Genomic DNA, 19,449 nt, shown 5'->3' with positions numbered 1-19,449 from the left:
ATAATCCTTTGTTCCCACTATTTGATTATAGTTTTATTTAAGAATACCTTGCCGCATATTTTTTACTCCTTTTCTGGAATTGAATTATTATATCACATCAGTTTTAGGAAAACAAGTATCTAAAAGAAATTTTTCTTCCCCTTATATGTAACAATCATACCGGCTTCCTAACGTTCAGAATGGTTTCTACTGTCTGCTGCGGTGTTTGGTTGGAATTGTCCAGCCAAAAGCCGATCCGTGGTGTTGTCTGCATTTTACTAAATACAAATTCAATGTATACAGAAAGAAATATATAAGGAGTGGGAGGGATTCCGCCGTAGTCGGCATTGTAGGAAAATCCAAAAGTTTAGATTTTCTCAAAATGCTTATCTTTTGGTCTTTGGTTCGGAATAGTGTAGTGCTGGCGGTCTATCTATTGTTTTCGGTTGCTTGCTTCTTTACCGTACATGAGCATTCTCGACGGTCATCTCGTCATCGCCCATGTAGCCGTCGCCTAGGGCCTCGTATTCGTTGTCGGCCCATATGATGTTGCGCCCCGTAGTGCGGTCGCACAGCAACGTCTTGAGAATGAAAGTCGGGTATCGGCGGTCGAAGGACTCTATGAAGCCTTCGACCGAGATGTCGTGCATTGGCTCCGTCACGGGCTATTGTCCCTTCTTCGCGAGCTCTTCGATCATGCAAGTGCGCACAAAGGCGGAGAAGCTCATGCCGCGAAGGGCAGCCTCCTCCTTCGCCGCGTCGCGCAGGGTGTCGGGGATGCGCAGGGTCACAGATACCTGGTCGCCGTTTACCAGGAAGCTCCTGATCTCGGTCTCGCCGGGGTTACCCTTGATGAGCTCCTTATAGCCATTAGACATTCGCGCCTCTATCCCTCGAAATGCAATACAAATGCGTTTTCTGAATTATAACGCAGCGGTACGCCGCGGCACTGGGAATAGGGGGACATCAGCCGCTCGGACACAATGCGACACCGGGCGGCGGAGAAGATCATCCGGCCGGAATCAAGGAACAGTTTCCGGACCGGGTTTCGTTCCTCAGTTATCGCGCGGTTTGACTTTGGCCCGCTCCTCCGCATAGAGGACCTCGTTCTGAGCCTCCAGGATGCGCGCCGCGTCGCCGATGCGCTCGGCACACCTCTCGCTTATAGACCTCAGGACCAGGATCCCCTCGACGTCGAGCGGGTCCAGCTGGTCGGCGTGAGCCAGGGACTCGAGCAGCTGGTCCAGGCCCCTCGCCAGTCTCCCGGCATCGCACACGGCATCGATGAGCTCGATGCGCTCCAACTTCTCTTCGTGGCTCAACATCAGCTCGCCTCCTTCTCTCAACAGACGTGTCGCGCAGCACCGTAGCCGTTCCATGCGGAGAACCATCTCGCTGCCCACGGTCCCGTGCACATATCGACCGCAAGCGGCGCGGGAAAGCCATCTGTCCCGACTCATACCGCGGCACCACGACTCGGGATCCCGCCTCCGTCCCCGCCGCGACGTCGTCGCCAAGTCCCGCGGGAGCCCAGGACCGCCGACGGGCCGCATCCCATGCCCGGAGGGTTTCGGCGCCCACGCCCGATTCCATGCCGCACGCCTCCGCCCCTCCGACCCGAAACTCGCCCCGGCGCTCCTTGGACGCGCAGGGTCGCACGCCGGCAGGCGGCCCGCAAGGGCCGCGACACTTTTTCGGGTTCTTCGCCCCATGCGCTGCGCGCGCGAACAACGCGAAAAACTGACGTCGGGAGATTTCTATAACCACGCCCGACTTCGCTTCCTCCCTTGCAGGCACGCCCGCGCTGCATGCGACTCACGCGGCGCAAGGCACGCCACAGGGGCGGGCCTCAGAGTCTAAGGAGCAAGGCATGAACGACATGAAGGAAAAGGCGATGGGCGCGGTCAGGGCCTTCCTCGAGCGCAAGGGCTACGAGATCGTCGACGAGGCCTGGCAGGGGCCCGAGGGCATCGGCGGGATCGACCTCGTGGCGGTGGACGAGGACGGGACCCTGGTCTTCGTCGACGCCACGGTCCGGATCGGAACGGACGGCTTCCCCGAGGCCCACAGGGCGCGCGGGCTGCGCGAGGCGCTGGCGGCGACGTGGCTCGCGGGGAACAGCGACGACTACGCAGACACCCCGGTCCGCTTCGACGAGGTGGCGATGATGGTCGTCAAGGAGAACCGAGCGCTCCTTCGCCACCACATCAACTGCTTCGGCGAGATGGAGCCGCTCTCCTAGGCGGCGCGCCCGGCCCCGGGCTCCCGGGGCCGGACTTCCCCGAAATCCGACCCTGTACCACGAAAACGTACATATACGTACGTTTTCGTGGTACACTCCGCTTGTCGGACAAATTCGTACGGTTTTGTCCCGACGCTCCGAGACTCGGGGCGCGCCGGACCGGATGCGGCGAGGCGCGCCCCACGCTAGAGAGGACGCGACCCATGCGCACGATAGCCATTTCCAACTACAAGGGAGGCGTCGGCAAGACGACGACCGCCGTCAACCTGGCGGCCATCTTCGCCGCCCGGGGCCTTCGGACCCTGCTCGTCGACCTCGACCCGCAGGCGTCGGCCACCGACTTCTTCGGCCTCTACGACCGCGCCGCCTCCGAGCGGCGCACCTCGGTCGAGCTGCTCTACGGCGGCGCGCCCGTGGAGGAGGTCGCCTACGCCGCCGGGGAGGGCCTCGACGTGGTGGCCTCGACCATCGACCTCGTCGACCAGAACGAGATGCTCCTGCGCGAGCAGCGCCTCAAGTTCGCCCTCGACGACGCCTCGGGCTCCTACGACGTCTGCCTCATCGACTGCAGCCCCGTGATGCGCAGGCTTGCCTTCAACGCCTACCTCGCCGCAGCGGAGGGCGGCATGGTCGTCATCCCCGTGAAGCTCGACTCCACCGTGATGCGCGGCACGGCGCTCACCGTGGAGGCGACGCGCTCCATTTCAGACGCCCTGCGCATGCCCACGCCCAGATGGAAGATACTGCGCACCTGCGTGCCCGGCCGCATGACCAACGCCGAGGCCACGGGCGCGGCCGTGCTCGACGGGTTCTTCCCGGGCGAGCAGTTCGAGACGGTCATACACGCGAGCAGCAAGGTCTGCGAGGGCAGCTGGCAGTGGAAGCCGGTGGCGGCCTTCGAGCCGGGGAGCCGCCCCGCGCGCGACTACGAGGCTCTCGCCGACGAGGTGTCCCGTGAGCTCGCCTAGCCAGGTGGCCGCGGGCTTCACCATCACGGGGCTTCTCGACGGCGCGTCGCGCACCCGCGGGCGCTACCCGGTGTCCGAGATAGCGGTGGCCGACATCGCCGACCACCCGGCGAACGCCGCGTACTCCATGGACCCGGCCGGCATAGCCGAGCTCGCCGAGTCCATACGCGAGGACGGCCTCACCGACCTGCCGCTGGTGCGCAAGGTCGGCGACGGCTCGTGGCAGATGGTCTCCGGGCACCGCCGCAAGGCCGCCTACGCGCTGCTCGCCAAGGACGACCCCGCCTACGAGAGGATGCCCTGCCGCGTGATAGAGGGCATCGACGACGAGCGGGCGGTGACGCTGCTCCACGCCGCGAACTACTTCACCCGCGCGCTCACCGTGACCGAGCGCGCCGCAGCGACCGAGGCGCTCAGGGGCGACGCCGTGCGCCTGCGCTCCGAGGACCCGTCGCTTTCCGGCATGCGCGTCGACGACGTGAAGGCCGCCATCATCGAGCGGCAGACGGGCCGCAAGGTCTCCGGCAAGACCATCGCGCGCGAGGAGAGGCTGGCCCGCCGCATCGCCGAGGACCTCTCGCCCGAGTGGGCCGCCGAGGCCGACCGCGGCAACCTCAGCGCCGAGGCGGTGCGCTCGCTCGCGGGCATGCCGAAGGAGCGCCAGGCGGAGATGCACGCCGCCATGGAGCCCTGGCGGCGCACCAAGCGGGAGCTCTCCGACTACGTGAGGAGCGAGAGCGAAACGCAGGCCGGCCCCGACGGGCGCATCGCGAAGGCCGCGAGGCTCGTCGCCGACTTCCTGGAGAGCCCGCCCGAGAGCCCGAGCGCGGCCGACCTCTCGCTGCTGCGCGAGATGGCGCTCATGACCGCCCCGTACGCGGATGCGGGCAGCGATGCCCGAAAGCGCCGCAGAAGGGCCTCAGGTTCGAAATCCAGCAAGTAGCCTATGGCGTCCGACATCGCGTCGGGCGTCCATAGCACTTGGGGACCGGGCGGCTTCGGACCCGTCATGCCGCGGGCCGTTTGGGAGCCCGCTTTCGCGAGGCCCGGTCCCAGAGGCGGCGCCCGGGCCGGGCCACCGCCTGCGGGGGATCCCCCGCGCCCCTAGAGAGACGCGCCCGCCGCGCGGCGGGCCCGAGGAAAGGAATCCGCCATGGAAGAGGAAGCCGGCGCCGCCAAAGGCAAGGAGCGCCGCGTCACGTTCCGCATGGAGGGAGGCGACTACGACGCGCTCTGCGAGCGGTGCGAGCGCGCCGGCCTCAGCAAGTCAGAGTACCTGCGCTACCTCGTTCGCATACCGCTGTCGACGGAGGCCAACGCTGGAGACGAGCACCGCATACTCGTGGACCGCAGGGCCCTTTGGTCGATGTCTCGGGAGCTCACGAAGTGGGGCTACCACTACAACCAGGCAGTGCACGCGATGAACCTCATCAACTTCCACGCCCGCCACGGGCACGTCGACCGGGACCTCGTCGCGGAGAGCATCCCGACGATCGAGCGAGAGCTCGCCGACGTGAACGGCGCGGCCCGCGAGATGGCGGCGGAGCTCGGTCGCATCGGTGCCGACTCGCTCGTGGAGGGCTCGCCATGCCGATCCTGAAGCCGATAAGCGGCCACGGCTCGACGGGTGGCATCCGCCGCTACCTCGAGAAGGGAGGCCGCGCCCTGGCGCGCGACCTGTTCAACCTGAGCTACGACGAGCGCGATGCCGGCGCACTGGGAAACGAGGCCAAGGAGGCCTGCGCCTGGGACGCCGAGATGGACGCCACGCGCGCCGCCTTCGGCACGGACGCCCCCTGGAGGGGAAAGCCCGCGCGGACGTTCAAGCACTTCGTGCTCTCGCCGGACCCCGGCGACGATATCGACCTGGCGGCGCTGCGCGAGCTCGCGTGCTCGTGGGCTCTCAAGCACTTCGGCGACCACGAGATCGCCATCGTGTACCACGACGACAACGCCCGCGGCATACCGCACGCGCACATCGTCGTGAATAACGCCAACCTCCGCACCGGCTACCGCATGCAGACCCAGCACCCCGAGGACCTCAACCGAGACCTGCAGGACATGGCGCGCGAGCGCGGGCTGTCGGGGCTCTCCAACGACCGAGCTCCCGAATCGCCGTCGAAGGCGCGCGGGCGGGCAGGTGCGGGCGGGCCCAGGAGCCGCAGGAGCGTCTACCTGGGCCGGGCCGAGAAGGAGATCATGCGCTCGGGCGGCTACTCGTGGGTCGGCGACATCCGCGCCCGCGTCGCGCTCGCCAAGACCACGGCGCGCGACGAGGCGGAGTTCCTCGGCGTCCTCGACGCCCTGGGCGTGCACGTCGCCGACAACTCGGCCAAGGCGCGGCGGGACGACTGGGTGTTCAGCCTGGCCGAGGAGCCGTCCAAGAAGGTCAGCGGCGAGCGCCTGGGGTTCGTCTACGGCAAGGAGATGCTCCGCCGGCGGTTCGAGCGCGGGGGCGCCTACCGTCCCACGGACGCGAGCGCCGCGCGCATCCGCGAGGCCGCCGAGCGAGCCCTCGAGCTCAACGACCTCTCGGAGCTGAGCAGGCTCTCCTCGGCGCTCGAGACCTGCGCGAAGTTCGACGTCGAGTCCATCGAGGAGTTCGGTCTCAGGATGGCGACGCTCGAGCGTCGCGGCCAGGCGGGCGGCGAGGGCTACCGTCGACTCGAGGCGGCGCGCGACTACATGGCGATGAACGAGCTCATGCCGCTCAAAACCCGCTACGGGGACGATCGCGGGCGCGGTGCTGCCGAAGGAAGCTCGCGCGACGGGCGCCGCGAGGACGAGCAACAGCGCATCCTCGCCGTCGAACGCCAGCGGGCCCAGCAGGAGCATCGCAGGGAAAGGGGCCGGAGATGATGGTGAGGATAGAGTACGAGGGCGGCAGGACGACGCTGTTCGACACGCTCTCGTTCACGGAGGGCTCGCCGTTCTCCGGCGCGAACATGCTCACGGAGTTCGAGCTCGAGATGCGCGAGGAGCCCGAGAAGGGGCTCTGGCTCACGGCGAACTGGCACCAGGTGCGCGACGACTGGCGCGCCGAGGCGCCCGCGGACGGCATCCCGGCCGCGCGGAGGTCCCGCGGGTGGCGCTTCATGCTGGCCTCGGAGGCAGAGCTCGGGCGCGCCCGCCGCGTCCTGCTCGACGGCGACGAGGCGTTCGCCCGGGTGCGAGGGTACCTGTGCGACGCGGCTGCAATTTCCGCTTGCTACCGCGAGCACGTGGGCCCTCCCTCAAAACCGCTGAAGTCGCAGATAAGGGACCTTCAGCGCGCGCTGGGGAGGGCGGAGGTCCCGGGCGTGCCGGATGAGCTGGCGAGGCTGCTCGCGGAAGAGAAGGAAGAGGGCGCCGACGAGGGCGCCCGCAAGGTCAAGGAAGATTGGGGTGACGTCGATGAAGAGGCTTGGTAGGTTCCTCATGGCGGCGCTTAAGGTCACGCTGGGCTTTTTCGTCTGGCTGTTCCGCGCCGTGTTCAAGTGGGTGATGTGAGAACGAAGGCACCTGGTGCCTAGAGTAGCCCCTTGGCTCGCTCGTCGTAGATCTTGTCAAGCTCCGATTGGAGGAACTCCTCTTTGAGCTTGGCGACGAAGCGAGCATCCGAGAACAGTCGGTAGACGAGCACCGCCGCGCCTCCGAGATCGAGACACTTGGGGTTCTTCGTGATCGATGCCTGCACGATGCTGCTCGAGGTCGCGATGGTGTCGGAGATGAGGATGATCTTCTTGGTGCGCGCCTGGTACATCTCGGTGCAGTAGTCCGACCCGTCGTCCTTGAATATCAGGGAGCAGCCGTGGAGCGCCGCTATCAGCCAGTTGATGAGCACCGTCATGCCCGCCTGCATGCCGACTTTCAATATGTCGCCGGTGCTGACGTATTTGGTGAGGGCCTCGGTGTGCGCCTTGTCGAGGACGAGGTTGGCGAACGGGATCTGTATCCCGCACGGCGTGTAGAGGTCGGTGCCGATGTGGACCAGCTGCTTGATCAGGGCCGCCGCGGCGGCATCCGGCTCGCTCACGATGCGCCTTCCCGCCGCGACCAGCATCTCCACGGTCCCGGTGGGCGCCCCGATCAGCGGGTTCTTCCCGAATGCGTCGTAGGAGACCGAGTAGGTCGCGGGGATCCGCGCGCCGATCCCGAAGACGTTGGCGTCCTTCACGCAGGTGATGCTGTTCGTCATGATGTTCGAGGTCCCGAACACGAGGCCGAGCACCGGGTCGTGGCCGAGGGTCGCGAACCGGTGGTTCGCCCCCTTGAATATCTTGAGGTTCTCAGCCTCGTAACGTGTCGCGTCGTACGGCACGCCTCGCGAGGAGAGGATGTGGCTCTTGGAGGCGAACAGGCGGCCCGATTCCGCCGGAGCCCCGTCGTCGAAGCCCGAGAAAACGCGGCCCTGGAAGCTGTGCAGGGCGTCCTCCTTGGCGTTGCCCGCTCCCGCCCGCTCGACCTCCGTCAGGGAGTTGATGACGAGCACGCGGGCGACCTGGAGCATGGTCGCGGCGACGACGAAGGCCGCGTCGGCGTCCTGCAGCCTCGTCCGCTCCTTGAACTCACGGTCAATGCGCTCGAGGCTCTCGCCGTACTCGCGAACGGATTTCTCGACTGCCTGCTCGGCCCAGTTCTCGTCAACCGCCACGCATGCCGCCCTCGCGGCCATGTAGTCGGCGAAGAGCCTGCAAGCGTGCTCCTCTTCCTCCGTCACCTCGCCGTCCGCCGCCGCGGCGACCTGCAGCTGCTCGGCGATGGAGCCCAGCGACACGATGCTCACGTTGTCCAGGCAGTCCTTGACTTGGTCGAAGGACAAGCCCTCGTTGTCCGCGATTGCCTGCACCTTCGCCTTCACGTCGTCCGGAAGGCCGCCGTCCAGCTTGAGGTAGTCGAGGCCGTCCTCGAGCCACTCCTGCTCCTCATGGGAGAAATCGCCGTCGCAGCGCATCAGGAAGCAGAGCGTCGCCACGTAGGCGTAGATGAAGTTGTAACGTTTCTCGCCCGCAAGGTAGGCCCCCTGCTTGATGCCGTCACGGAACCCCTTGATGCGCGCCTTGCGGAGGCGCGCGGAGAACGAGTTCTCCTTGATGGCGTTGATGCCGCCCTCGACGGTCGACGCCGCGCCGGATGCAAGGGACGACGCCCCCTGGGCCAAACCCATTGCGGCGCCGACGGCGATTCCGCCTACCGCGTTCGCAGCCCCTGCGATCGCCTTGCCCGCATCGGACGACGCGATCTGCTCGCCGGCGCTCGACACGCCTTCCGCAGCCGAGCACATGGCGCTTCCGACGGCTTCGGATGCCGAGGCGGCCGTATCGACGATGGCGTTCCCCGCGCCCTCGGCCGCATTCGCGACGCCTTTGGCGGCGGACTCGACAGTTGCCGATGCGCCTTTTGCCACCTCTCCTGCGGCGTGCGCAGCTTGGGACAGGGCTTCCCCGAGATCGAATTTGAGCGCCATCCTGTATCTCCTGACGTAAACGAACCTTGTGTAAGGCGCTCATGCGCAGCCGATGCAACACGGCACGCACGACACGTCTCATGTGCTCTTCATTATCCCACCATGTGCAAGCCCCTCGTCCGACGGAGCGAGGGGCTTGATCGTTCGGTTCAGTTGCGATTTCGTTTTTCGGCAACTAGTCCCGGTCGTCGTCGCCGACTGCGCAGCATGCGTAGGCAGTGAGCGTGAGGAGCCCCATGAGGAGCCCTATTCCGAAGGGCGCGAATCCCATCCTTCCACCTCCTTCGCGTAGACGACGGTGCGCGAGTTGCTCGTCTGGTAACTGCACGTCACGAAGGCCCAGGCCTGCGCGACGTCCGACGGCTCTTCCAGGACGACCTCGCACCGGGACAATTTGTCCCCGAGGTAGGCGTCGAGCTCGGCCGCGTCGGCGAAGTCGGTCCGCTTGCCCTCCGAGCTCGCGTCGACCACGTCCACGGCGAAGACCTCGAGCTCGATCTCCTTCTCGCGGGTGTAGACCCGGATGGTGCGGTGCCCCTCGGCGAAACCGCGCGACGAGTACTGCGCGAGCGGCGCGAACATGGTGCCGTCGGACATGTGGTGCCCGTAGACGATGACGAGCGGGCTCTCGGCGCCCTGCGCGCACCCGGCGTCGATGTAGGGAGCGCCCCATGCGGATCTTTCGCCGCCGACGTCGTGCGTGAGGTAGAAGTCGGGCGATTCCTGCCGGCCCTGGACGATCGGGTAGTCGACGGTCGTGCCTGGCACTCGCACCCATGCGACGACGGAGGCGGGAAGGGCGTCCCAGTCGATTCCGCCTCCCGTCTCTTTCACCTCCATAGTCGCGTCCTCTTCCGTTGCGGGTACCTCGTGCACCCCGTACGGGTTCCTCTCGGGCTGCGGCAGGACGGCGAGCGCCGCCAGCGCCAGCAACGCCACGGCGACGGCGAGCGCCGTGGCGGCTTTCCCTTTGTTCATGTCCTCCCCCGTTCGCAGGGGAGGCCCCGGGCGGGCGCCCAGGGCCTCCGGCTCGGTATCGATGCGGCGCCGCTACTCTTCCGGCTCTTCGGCAGGCTCTTCGGCTGCCGCGTCCTTGCTTGCGCCGGCCGTCTTGCGCTTGCGGTACGCGAGCGCTCCGCCCGCGCCCGCCGCAGCTGCCAGAGCGATGCCCGCGGCCACGGCGTAGCCGGTGCCGTCGGGGGCGTCGGCCCCGGTCTTGGCGTAGGGCTCCTCGGGGACCTCGGGCGTGTCGGGGTTGTCCACGACGACGCTCTGCTCGGCGGAGTCGATGTCCTCGTGGGTCGCGACGACGTTGCCGGCGGAGTCCAGGACCTTCTCGAAGACGACGAGCTCGTCTCCCTCGGCCAGGCCCTCGGTGTCGAACTCGAAGGTCACCTCGACGGTGCCGGAGGGCGCCTCGGGCTCGAAGGGCGTGCGCGCGGTCACCTCGTTGCCGTCCTTGTCGAGGAACGGCTCTCCGGTGCCCTTGTCCATGAGCGTGCCCACGGCGATGTATGTCTTGCCGGGGACGAGGCCCTTGTAGGCCACCGTGTCGACGACCTTGGCCTTGCCGGCCTCGATTACCTGGTCGCCGTCGGCGGCGTCCGCCGCCTGGGTGCCCACCTCGACGGCGACGTGGACGGTCTGTCCCTCGTCGGAGAGGTCCGCATGCGACGCCACCTCGGCACCGTCCTTGCGAAGGCTCTCGAACACGACCAGGTCGCGGCCGCCGAGCAGGCTCGCGTCGAAGGAGATCTCGACGTCATGGCTGCCGGTCGAGAGCGCGGGCTCGAACTGGGCCTTGGCCTCCACGGGCTTGCCCGAGGCGTCGGCCACGGGCTCGCCGGTCGCCTTGTCGACGAGGGTTGCCGAGAGCTCGTACGCCTCGCCGGCCTTCAGCCCCTCGTAGGCCACCGCGTCGACGACCTTGGCCTCGGCGTCGGCCGAGACGTCCTTGTCGCCATCCGCCCCGTCCTTTGCCGTGGTGGAGATGCGCGGGCCCTCCTGGTCGTCGAGGCCCATCCACACGGCCTTCGCGACCGTCGAGTCGCGCTCGATCCAGAAGCTCCTGGTGATGAGCTCGAGGCCCTCGTTGGCCTCGCAGCGCAGCTCGGTCATGGTGTAGGCGCCGTACGGCAGTGCCGCCAGCGAGTCGTCGACCGGCGCCGAGGAGCCGTCCTCGCCGAGCGAGAACCAGATGCCGGCCTTCGGGTCCATGTCGGCGGGCTCGATCGGGCCCTCATGGCCGAGCAGGGCGTCGTTGGCGTTGGTGTCCCTCGAGTGCCTGTTCCAGCTGCTCGCGGTCGACGCGTCGCCGTTGCGGTCCGTGACCAGCACGTGAATCTCGCCGGTGGCCGCGTTCTCGATGGCGAACGGGACCATGAGGCCGGCGTTGTCGGCCTCGCTCTTCTTGGAGAGCTCGAGGTCGTTGCGCACCACCTGGTCGCGGAACTCGAGCGCGGCGCCGTCCGCGGAGGCGCTCACGATCTCGCCAGCGGCGCGGACCTCGAAGGTGCGGGGCTCGCCGTCGGTCAGCAGGTAGCTCCCGTTCGTCGCCGTCTCCCGCACGTCGTAGGTCCCGTACGGCAGTGCGTCGGCCGCGGTCTGCGCGGTGTAGGCGCCGGCCTCGTCGTTCCATGCGGTGGTCAGCGTGGCCACGGCCTCGCCCGGCTCGCGCCACTCGCCGTCAACGAGGACCTTGTGCGCCGAGCGGTTCGTGACGGTGAACTCGATCCCGTCGAGGCCGGGGTGCTCGCCAGGCGCCTCCTTGTGGCCGCTGCCCGCGAGCGCCTCGGACGCCTGCAGCTCCTTGTCGGACTTGGTCACCTGCACGCCGCCGCGGAAGACCTCGTCGGTCACGGGGTCGCCCGTGAGGTCGCGCACCTCGTCGGCCTTCACGGTGAACGTGACGGAGGCGTCGCTGGCGTCGTAGCCCTCGGGCGCGCCGGACTCGACGATGCGGTAATTGCCTGCGGGAAGTGCGTCGGCGCCGGTCGCGGCGACGTGCGACCCGTCCTCGGGCGCGGTCTTGATCGTGGCGCATACCTCGCCGTCGGCGTAGTACTTGCCGCCGACCAGCACGTAGCGGCCGGTCTCGTTAACGACGGAGAAGCTCGCGCCGTCGAGCGAGGCGTCGCCCTGGGGCTCCGCGCCCGCCTCGGAGTCCGTTTTGGCGACCTTGACTCCGCCCGTGGACCAGCTGAAGCTCACGAGCGTCTGGGAGCCGCCGCCGGTCCTGACGCAGAACGCCTCGAACCCGGCGGATACCTTGCCGGCGCCCGCCTTCATCTTGGCGAAGGTCCCGCCGATCAGCTCGGATTTCGCCCAGGAGGCGAACTCGGCGCTCGTGCCGTGCGTGGCAGCCGACTCGGACCCAGAGTAGGCGTAGGCGATGAGCACATGGCTCGCCGCGGCGTACTTCGCGTCGTCCCAGCCGCCGCCGTCGTACCAGCTGCCCGGGAACATCGACGCGTCGAAGCCGGGAGAGCCGAACGAGTACCAGATCGCCGCTGTCACGTCGCCGCTCGGCACGGGGCTCGTCGAGTAGGAGCCCGGCGCGGGCGTCGGGGACGAGGGCTCGGCGCAGTAGGCGATGTTGCCGTCGGCGCTCATCCACGTGGTGGCGAAGCCGCCGTAGGGGATCTTGCCGCCGATGGACACGTCTACCGTGCTCGGCGCGGCGTAGGCGGGCGAGGCCGCCACGGAGGCGAGCAGCGCCCCCGCCGCCAGGATGAGCGCCATGGCGCATCGGAGGAGCTTTTCCTGCAGGGTGCAGTCTTTCGCTGCGTTCATCTTTCCGCCTCCCTATCTCTCGACGCTTCGCTGTGCGCGGGGCGCCTCGTGCTCGGCGGCGCGGCTCGCCTGGCGGGCGTGCTCGGCGCGCTCCGCGAGGTAGCGCGAGCGCCCTGCGTCAACGGCCTCCTTGAGCTGCGCCGGCATGACCTTCACGGTGTCCTTGACCGCGCGGCCGCCCTCGTCGAGCTCGGGCTGGCCGTCCGGGCCCATCACCGTCTTCCTCAGCCACACCTCGCGGTTCGCGAGCAGCGGTATGTCTCGGAAGTCGGCCCCCTTGAAGCGGCTCTCGTTAACGAACATGGGGCTGAACTCGTAGCCTCACACGTCCACGCCGTCGACGACGGTGCCCTTGGGAAGGGTCGCCGAGTTGAAGGTCCTGGCCTCGCCGGTCGCGCGGTCGGTGTACTCGATGCCCTCGCGCACGAAGCTCTTGTGCAGCGAGAGGTACACGTTCTTCCTCTCTTCCATGTCTTTCCTCCTTTTCGTTTTCAATCGGTCCTTGTCTTCATCCGCCGGGACGCGTGCCCCGGCGCGGCGCCCCTATCTCATGGCGACCGCCCCCTTCCTCGCTTTTCCGCTAGAAGCCGCTCACGATGTCGCGCGCCCAGGAGCCGCTTTTCACGAGGGCCAGGATGAGCAGCGCGCACATGGCCAGGTACTGCAGCGCGTAGGTGAGCCCGTTTGCGACCGCGTCGGCCGGGGTGCCCGTCCCGGGGTTCGCCCCGGTGAGCCCGCCGAGCACGAGCGGGAACGATATGAGCAGCACGAGGATGATGACGCCGGCGATGCAGACCGCCCCGAAGCTCTTCAGGTAGCCGAGGCCTATCTGGCGCGTGGCGTCCATGCCGAGGAACGCCAGCGGGATCGGGGCGAACGCGGCCATGATGTAGAGCTGGAGCGCGCGGGCCCAGCAGACCACGAGGGCGACGACGTAGGCCGCCAGCACCACGACCCAGCTGATGAGGCTCACGACGAGCATGGCGATGAGCGACGGGATGTCGTCATCGGTGGTGACGACGGACACCTCGGGCAGGTCGAGCGCGCCTCCGGCGCCGAAGAGCGCCTCGACTCGGTCGATGGCGAGCCCGCAGACCTCGTAGATCGACGCCATCAGGTCGAAGCTGTTCTGTATGAGGAACAGGAACACGGCGAAGAACACGAGGAGGAAAACGACCTCCTTGACGCCGGGAAGGCTCTGGCTGCCGTCCATGCGCTGGGAGATCTCGATGAGCTTCAGAGTGAAGACCAGGCCGAGCACCCCGCACCCGATCGGCAGGATGGCAGCCTGCCATACGCCCCTGGCGACGTCGTGCATGGTCAGGTCGCTCGAGCTCGTGAGCATGTGCGCGAAGTCGGCCGAGAGGATCCCGTTCGCGCCGATCGACCCGAGCACGCCCGTTTGCGCCTTGAACATCCAGTTGCAGCAGTCGCGCAGAAGGCCGCACAGCCACTCGTTGACGTCCCCGGCTATGTCGGCGTATGCCGGCTGCGCGGGGACGAGCAGGAGCGCGCAGAGGGCGAATGCCGTCGCGGCGGAGATGGCGAACGCCCTTCGGCGTTGCGATTCAAGCGCCCGCACGGCTACATCGCCTCCAGCGAGCCGCCGCGCGAGACCACGGTGACCACCGTCGAGGCGGGGTCGTCGAGCGTGAAGGTCGTCGACGCGACGTTTCCGGCGTAGTCGAGCCACACCTCCTTGTCCCAGGTGGCTCCCGTCGCCTGCGGGGACACCTCCGCCGCCTTCCTGGCGACGGCTTCCTCGATGGCGGCGACGTCTGCGCCAAGCGCCTCGGAGAGGCGGTCGTCGGTGCCGGTCACGGAGAACGCTCCGACTTGCGCCTTCTGGGGCACGTAGGCCTGCGTCAGGAGGTCGCATGCCAGGGTGCGGGCGCCCCCGTCGCCCGAGACCTGGATGAGCGACAGGCCTCCCGCCTTATCGCCGGTTCCCTTGACCTCGATGGGTATGCTGAGCACGCCGCCGGCCTCGGAGGGCTCCTCGGCCGAGAAGAACCAGGCGCGCTCGGTGCCGCCCGCGCTCTCCACCATGGCGCCCTCGACGATCCGCAGCGTGGCTGTCGGGTCGTCGGCGCCCGTCCATGCGGTGTTCCAGAGCGCCTCGGCGCCCGAGGTGGCCTTCCCGGTTGCCGCGTCGGCGCCTGCAGCCGCGGGCTGCTCTTGCTCCTGTGGACTATCCTGCGCGCCTTCCTGCGGGGCGATGGCGCAGCGCGCCGCGCCCGCGCCGAGCGCCACGGTGAGCGCGCTTGCCGCGACGGCGGCCATGACCCTTGACTTTCCCTGCATTGGTTTCTCCTATCTCGCGGTGAGCGCGCAGCTGAAGCTGCCGATGCCGCTCGCTATGCGGCACACGTCGCCCGTTCGCGGCTCGTGTATGTACCTGTCGTCGCCGATGTAGATGGCCACGTGGCCCGAGCGGTAGAGGATGTCGCCGGGCTTCGCCTCCGAGAGCGGTATGCGCCTGAGCTCCTCGTACTGGGAACCCGTGTAGTGGCTTATGCGGATGCCCGCCTGCGCGTAGCAGTATTGCGTGAGTCCGCTGCAGTCGAGCGCCTTGCCGGGGGTCGAGCCTCCCCACACGTAGGGCACGCCGAGCTGGCTGTACGCCGCCTCGACGATCGCGTTCCCGCTCGCGGATGCGTCCTTCAGGTCCTCGACCGTCATGGAGTCGAACCTGTAGAGGCCCCATTGCGCCATGATCGACTTCAGGGACTCGACGTAGGACGAGTCGGTCGCCCAGCCGGCGTCCTTGAGCCCCTCGGCCATCCTGTCCGAGTCGCGCCTCTCGACCGCCTCGCGGATGAGGGCGTTGCCCGAGTAGCGCTCCGCCTGCAGGAAGACCCTGCTGCGGAAGCGGATGCACTCGGCGTCGCCGGTGAAGCGGATGAAGCTCGCCGTGATCTGGGTGTGCTCGCCGGGCACGTACTCCTCGCTGGTGGCCCAGTTCGCCTTGCCGGCCACCTCGGGGCAGCCCGCGTAGCCCGACCACCACTTCATGCCGAAGAGGTTGTGGTCGCGTTCTGCGAGCTGGCTCATGCGGTCGCCCTGGCCGGACTCCTGGATGATCTGCGCTATGGTGCAGCCCGCCGGGTGCCCGTACTCCTCCTGGCACTCGAGCGCCGCCTCGACCATCTCGTAGGTGATGTAGGGCGGCAGCCCCTCGAGGCCCCGCTTGGAGGCCGCGTCGTCCCAGAAGCCGAACAGCGCGCTCAGCAGCTGCGCGACGGCGAGCGCGCAGGCGACGAAGGCCACGATGCCGGCCACCGCCCCGAGCAGGGCGGGCGCGGCGCCCGAGACCGCGCCCGCGATCGCGGAGGCGGCGCCCTTCGACCCCGCGGCGCGGGCCGCCTCGCCCGACGCCTGCGCGGCCGCCTGGGCCGCCTGGTGCTTGGCCGGGGCGGTCGCGCCGGCTGCCTCGGGGCCGCGCGCGCCTCCCTTTGGGGCGCCGAGGGCGGTCGCCGCCTTGCGGCTGCCTTGGGCTGCTTTCTTCGCCTTCCTCTGCCGCAGCCTTCCCGCGGCCTTCTTGGCCGCGCGCCCCGCGTCGTACATGCCCGAGGCGCCCTCGAGCTCCTCCGAGTCGTCGAGTTGGGAGACGGCCTCCCGGGCGATCGCCAGCTTCGCCGCCTCGACGCGCGAGCGCATCGCGGCCGCCGCGCGCCGGTCGCCGGCGGGTTGGGACAATTTGTCCCCGAGCCCGCCTTCCGGGGCGTCGGGCCTGGACGGGCGCCCCTTCGCCGTTGCGGCGGGGCCTCCCGCCTCGTCGAGCGGGCCGGCTCCCTCCGAGACGTTTCCCAGGGCGTCGCGCTCGGTCTCCGCGACGTCGCCCGCGGTGAGCACGTCGCGGCGCCGCGCCCCGACCACCTCGAGCATCCCGCCGCCCTCGCTCGGGACGGCCATTCCTATTCCTCCGCCTCTCGCGCCGCCCGGCGCATCTCGCGCTCGGCGACCTCTGCGGGCTTGGTGTTCCACAGGTCGTAGAGCGGGCCTTTCGGGAAGTCGTCGGTGATGGGCACGCGGATCCCGGCGCTGATGAGCAGCCCCTCGCCGGGCTTGACGGCGTCGCCGATGTAGCCGCGCTCCGTGGCGGAGAGCTGGAGCATCTCCGCCCATGCGTCGAGGTCGGCGGTGGACTGCTTGTGCAGCAGGAAGAACTCGGAGTTGAGCACCATGTCGCGGGCCTCGGCGTTGGCCAGCATGTGGCTCGTGTTCTGGCTGATGCCGGTGCAGATGAGGCCGAACTTGCGCCCCTCGCGCCACAGGCGGGCGAAGTACTCGACCACCGTCGGGTGCGCGAAGAGGCTCTGCACCTCGTCGATGTAGAGCCAGGTGTAGTTGGGGCGCGGCGGCGTGACCATCACGCGGTTGCGCACCATCTCGAGCGCCGTGATCATGCCGAACACGCGCATGTTCTGGCCGAGGCCGTGCATGTCGATGTTGGTGATGCGGTTGTCGAGCGCCACGTTGCTCTGGCCGTTGAAGAAGGAGAACGCGCCCTTCACGTAGCGCTCGTAGCGCAGCGCGATGTCGGCGGCCTCGGGCTCGGGCTGAGCGAGCAGCGCCGCGTGGAAGTCGCCGAGCGTGGGCAGGCGGCCGTCCCTCGCGCACTCCCGGTACGCCTCGCCGACGCAGCGGGCGATGATCGAGCGGTCGCGCTCAGGCAGGCCCTCGCGGCCCTCGGCCATGAGCGCGCTCGAGAGCGCGAGCACCGCGTCGGTCTTGTACGCGAGCTTGGCGGCGTCGGCGCGGTCCGCGACGTCGGCGGTGTCGAGGGGGTTGAGCACCGCCGAGCATCCCGGGGCGAGCTCGACGTTCGCGCCGCCGAGCGCGCCGACGAGGTTGCCGTACTCGCCGGCCGGGTCGAAGATCACGACCTCGTCCTCGGGGTGCGCGAGAACGGTGTTGGTTATCTCGCGCTTGACCGAGAAGCTTTTGCCCGAGCCGGGCTTGCCGCACACGAAGCCCATGGGGCTCGCCAGGCGCTTGCGGTCGCACAGCACCAGGTTCCCGCTCTCCTTGGACTGCCCGTAGTAGCCGCCGCCCGCCTCGTCGAGGCTCTGGCTGGCGAAGGGCATCTGCATGGCCACCTGCCCCGTGGTGAGGTAGCGGCTCACGGTGACGTGGTTGTCACCGAGCGGGAGCACCGAGTTGAGAGCCTGGCGCTGCCGGAAGTGGAGCGGCTCGAGGCCGATCGTGCAGCCCTGCGCGACGCTCGTCACCTGCTGGACGCGGCGGTCGAGCTCCTCGAGGCTGTCGGCCCAGGTGTAGACGAGGCCTGTGTAGACGAACAGGCGCTCGGACTTGTTGCGCAGGAAGTCGAGCAGCTCCTCGGCCTCCTCCTTCGAGAAGCGCAGCTCGGGCGGCAGGATCTGGTAGTCGTAGCCCTTCTTCACGGCGCTCATCTGCTCGTCGATGATCTCCTTGTCCATCCAGTCGATCTGGCGCTTCACGAGCGCGAGCGCCTCGCTCTGCGCGATGGGCTGCACGTGCAGCGTCACGTTGAGCGGCAGCGGCAGGTCGATGATGGAGGCGAGGTAGGTCTCCTCGATGACCGACCCGAAGCTGCGCACCGCGAGCACCGCGCCGTAGCGCCCGTCGCTGCGGAAGCAGTCGGACCTGCCCTCGGGCTTGAAGTCGAGCGTGGAGGGCATGACGAAGTCCTTCGTGCGCGCGCCCGACGTCGGGGACAATTTGTCCCAGGAGAACTCGAAGCGCGACCCCGGGCGCAGCTGCCCCTGCAAAAGCTCGAGCCTCTCGGCGCCGTCGAGGGCGCGCGACGAGCAGCGTATGCGCGCGAGCGTCTGCTCCACGTCTCCCCGGATGCGCGCGAGCTTGGGCACCGCGGCGTCGACGTCGTCGGCGCCCACGGCGTAGGTCAGGTAGCGGTGGCGCACGAGGTTCGAGACGCCCTCGCGCATCTTGTCGTTGAGGATCCGGTTGTACTCTTCGGCGAGCCCGGAGGTGGCGCGCTCCCCGGGCTCGAAGAAGACCTTGCGGCCGACCTCGTCGGCGGGGATGGGCGCGTTCACGACCTGGAGCTGCACGTGGGAGTCCGCCGGGAAGTAGTTGAACAGCGAGCTCATCACGGTGAAGGCCGTCTCGCGCGCCTCCTTGCGCGCGGACTGGTAGCTGATGTCGGAGAACTCGACCGTCTGGCTGAACATCCCCGGCATCACCTGGGCGATGCCGTCCCTGTACATGGCGTCGTAGCCGACGTAGGCGGCCATCTCGCTCGAGCGGTCGCGCTCCCGGCGGCGCCTCTGCCGCTCGGCCTCCGCGCCCTTCGAGGCGTCCTTGCGCCCGCCCGTGCCGCCGAGGAGCAGCCCGAGGGTGCTCGGGCGCTTCGGCCTATTCTCCTTGTTGGTTCTTGCTCGGCTCATAGAGCTCGGCTCCTTTCTTCCTTGCCCTGCGCCTCGCGCGACGTCCCGGGCGGCCCGGGCGCGGCGAGCCCTCGGGGAGGCTCCCGGCGAGGCAGGGCTCGTACGCGAGCAGCTGCGGCGAGAGCTCGTGGGCCGCCAAAAGCGGCAGCAGCTCCTCGGCGCGCATGCCGAAGGGCCGCCAGAACCCGGCGAGCCAGAACGGCATGCTGCAGAGCATGATCGGGAAGGCCGCGTCCGCGACGTCGGCGTGCAGGCCCAGGTGGACGAATGCCGCCGCCCCGACGGCGCTGCCGAAGCCGAGCGACACGCATGCGAGCGTGCGCAGGCTCATCTTCCCGACGATCTTCTCCTCGTACTCGCCGATGTCCTTCTGCACCGGTATCCTGAGCGCCATCCGCGACGCCCCCTATGCCGGCAGCCAGGACGTGTCCAGCTGACCGAAGTAGACCGACGCGGCGATGATGATCGCGCCGCCGGCGATGGTGGATATGGCGGTCGCGATCTGCGGGCCGCCCTGCTGCTCCCTGATGGCCAGGCCGAGCGAGACCGCTCCCCACACGACCAGGAAGCCGCCGAGGAAGGTCACGCAGCCCGACACGAGCTTGATGACGTTTGCGAGCATGCTGC

20 protein-coding genes are annotated in these 19,449 nt (G+C 68.2%); 6 read left to right on the top strand and 14 right to left on the bottom strand.

Annotated features, from left to right (window positions below):
• Window positions 1-437: 437 nt before the first annotated feature.
• From AC1AUD_RS01605 to AC1AUD_RS01595, 3 genes are all read right to left on the bottom strand, one after another.
• Complete coding sequence (locus AC1AUD_RS01605; protein ID WP_042433209.1) at window positions 438-629, bottom strand: hypothetical protein; 192 nt, start codon at window positions 627-629, stop codon at window positions 438-440.
• A 15-nt stretch (window positions 630-644) separates the two neighbouring features.
• Window positions 645-857 carry a YlcI/YnfO family protein gene (locus AC1AUD_RS01600; protein ID WP_172596416.1) on the bottom strand — a complete coding sequence of 71 codons (213 nt, stop codon included), beginning with the start codon at window positions 855-857 and terminating at the stop codon, window positions 645-647.
• A gap of 177 nt (window positions 858-1,034) precedes the next feature.
• Window positions 1,035-1,304 carry a hypothetical protein gene (locus AC1AUD_RS01595; RefSeq protein ID WP_042433205.1) on the bottom strand — a complete coding sequence of 90 codons (270 nt, stop codon included), beginning with the start codon at window positions 1,302-1,304 and terminating at the stop codon, window positions 1,035-1,037.
• Between the two features lie 545 nt (window positions 1,305-1,849).
• Between AC1AUD_RS01595 and AC1AUD_RS01590 the strand changes: the two genes are divergently transcribed.
• The 6 genes from AC1AUD_RS01590 to AC1AUD_RS01565 all read left to right on the top strand — a co-directional run bounded on the left by AC1AUD_RS01590 (window position 1,850) and on the right by AC1AUD_RS01565 (window position 6,599).
• Window positions 1,850-2,221: a YraN family protein gene (locus AC1AUD_RS01590; RefSeq protein ID WP_015540326.1), complete on the top strand. Its 372-nt coding sequence runs from the start codon at window positions 1,850-1,852 to the stop codon at window positions 2,219-2,221.
• 203 nt (window positions 2,222-2,424) lie between these two features.
• Window positions 2,425-3,189 (top strand): ParA family protein, encoded by a 765-nt coding sequence (locus AC1AUD_RS01585; RefSeq protein WP_042433200.1) that lies wholly within the window; start codon window positions 2,425-2,427, stop codon window positions 3,187-3,189.
• Entirely contained in the window at window positions 3,176-4,132 is a 957-nt protein-coding gene (locus tag AC1AUD_RS01580) for a ParB/RepB/Spo0J family partition protein (protein WP_042433197.1), read from the top strand. The genes AC1AUD_RS01585 and AC1AUD_RS01580 overlap by 14 nt, the downstream gene beginning before the upstream one ends.
• 210 nt (window positions 4,133-4,342) lie before the next feature.
• Window positions 4,343-4,789, top strand: a complete 447-nt coding sequence (locus AC1AUD_RS01575) for a CopG family transcriptional regulator (protein ID WP_042433194.1) — start codon at window positions 4,343-4,345, stop codon at window positions 4,787-4,789.
• On the top strand, window positions 4,777-6,048 hold the full coding sequence (locus tag AC1AUD_RS01570; protein ID WP_042433191.1) for a relaxase/mobilization nuclease domain-containing protein: 1,272 nt from the start codon (window positions 4,777-4,779) through the stop codon (window positions 6,046-6,048). Before AC1AUD_RS01575 ends, AC1AUD_RS01570 begins: the two co-directional genes overlap by 13 nt.
• On the top strand, window positions 6,045-6,599 hold the full coding sequence (locus tag AC1AUD_RS01565) for a hypothetical protein (protein WP_042433188.1): 555 nt from the start codon (window positions 6,045-6,047) through the stop codon (window positions 6,597-6,599). Before AC1AUD_RS01570 ends, AC1AUD_RS01565 begins: the two co-directional genes overlap by 4 nt.
• 98 nt (window positions 6,600-6,697) lie before the next feature.
• Here AC1AUD_RS01565 and AC1AUD_RS01560 read toward each other — a convergent pair whose 3' ends face one another.
• From AC1AUD_RS01560 to AC1AUD_RS01510, 11 genes are all read right to left on the bottom strand, one after another.
• Complete coding sequence (locus tag AC1AUD_RS01560) at window positions 6,698-8,635, bottom strand: tellurite resistance TerB family protein (RefSeq protein WP_042433185.1); 1,938 nt, start codon at window positions 8,633-8,635, stop codon at window positions 6,698-6,700.
• Window positions 8,636-8,881: 246 nt separating this feature from the next.
• Window positions 8,882-9,613: a class B sortase gene (locus tag AC1AUD_RS01555; RefSeq protein ID WP_144744822.1), complete on the bottom strand. Its 732-nt coding sequence runs from the start codon at window positions 9,611-9,613 to the stop codon at window positions 8,882-8,884.
• Window positions 9,614-9,685: 72 nt separating this feature from the next.
• Entirely contained in the window at window positions 9,686-12,427 is a 2,742-nt protein-coding gene (locus tag AC1AUD_RS01550) for a VaFE repeat-containing surface-anchored protein (protein ID WP_042433180.1), read from the bottom strand.
• 12 nt (window positions 12,428-12,439) lie between these two features.
• Entirely contained in the window at window positions 12,440-12,730 is a 291-nt protein-coding gene (locus AC1AUD_RS01545) for a hypothetical protein (protein ID WP_476571423.1), read from the bottom strand.
• Window positions 12,731-12,748: 18 nt separating this feature from the next.
• Window positions 12,749-12,898, bottom strand: coding sequence for a hypothetical protein (locus AC1AUD_RS01540; RefSeq protein ID WP_476571421.1), 150 nt, complete (start codon window positions 12,896-12,898; stop codon window positions 12,749-12,751).
• Between the two features lie 109 nt (window positions 12,899-13,007).
• Window positions 13,008-14,009, bottom strand: coding sequence for a VirB6/TrbL-like conjugal transfer protein, CD1112 family (locus tag AC1AUD_RS01535; protein WP_238318253.1), 1,002 nt, complete (start codon window positions 14,007-14,009; stop codon window positions 13,008-13,010).
• Between the two features lie 2 nt (window positions 14,010-14,011).
• Window positions 14,012-14,731, bottom strand: a complete 720-nt coding sequence (locus AC1AUD_RS01530) for a hypothetical protein (protein ID WP_476571419.1) — start codon at window positions 14,729-14,731, stop codon at window positions 14,012-14,014.
• Between the two features lie 9 nt (window positions 14,732-14,740).
• Window positions 14,741-16,342, bottom strand: coding sequence for a C40 family peptidase (locus AC1AUD_RS01525; protein WP_476571417.1), 1,602 nt, complete (start codon window positions 16,340-16,342; stop codon window positions 14,741-14,743).
• 2 nt (window positions 16,343-16,344) lie between these two features.
• Entirely contained in the window at window positions 16,345-18,822 is a 2,478-nt protein-coding gene (locus AC1AUD_RS01520; RefSeq protein WP_042433167.1) for a VirB4-like conjugal transfer ATPase, CD1110 family, read from the bottom strand.
• Window positions 18,791-19,198, bottom strand: coding sequence for a PrgI family protein (locus AC1AUD_RS01515; protein WP_258770650.1), 408 nt, complete (start codon window positions 19,196-19,198; stop codon window positions 18,791-18,793). The genes AC1AUD_RS01520 and AC1AUD_RS01515 overlap by 32 nt, the downstream gene beginning before the upstream one ends.
• A gap of 30 nt (window positions 19,199-19,228) precedes the next feature.
• A complete protein-coding gene (locus AC1AUD_RS01510; protein ID WP_006234636.1) occupies window positions 19,229-19,444 on the bottom strand; it encodes a hypothetical protein in 216 nt (71 codons plus the stop codon).
• Window positions 19,445-19,449: the final 5 nt, after the last annotated feature.

Source organism: Bifidobacterium sp. LH_730 (genome assembly GCF_056355835.1).
This window is presented reverse-complemented; position numbering and strand designations above follow the sequence as displayed.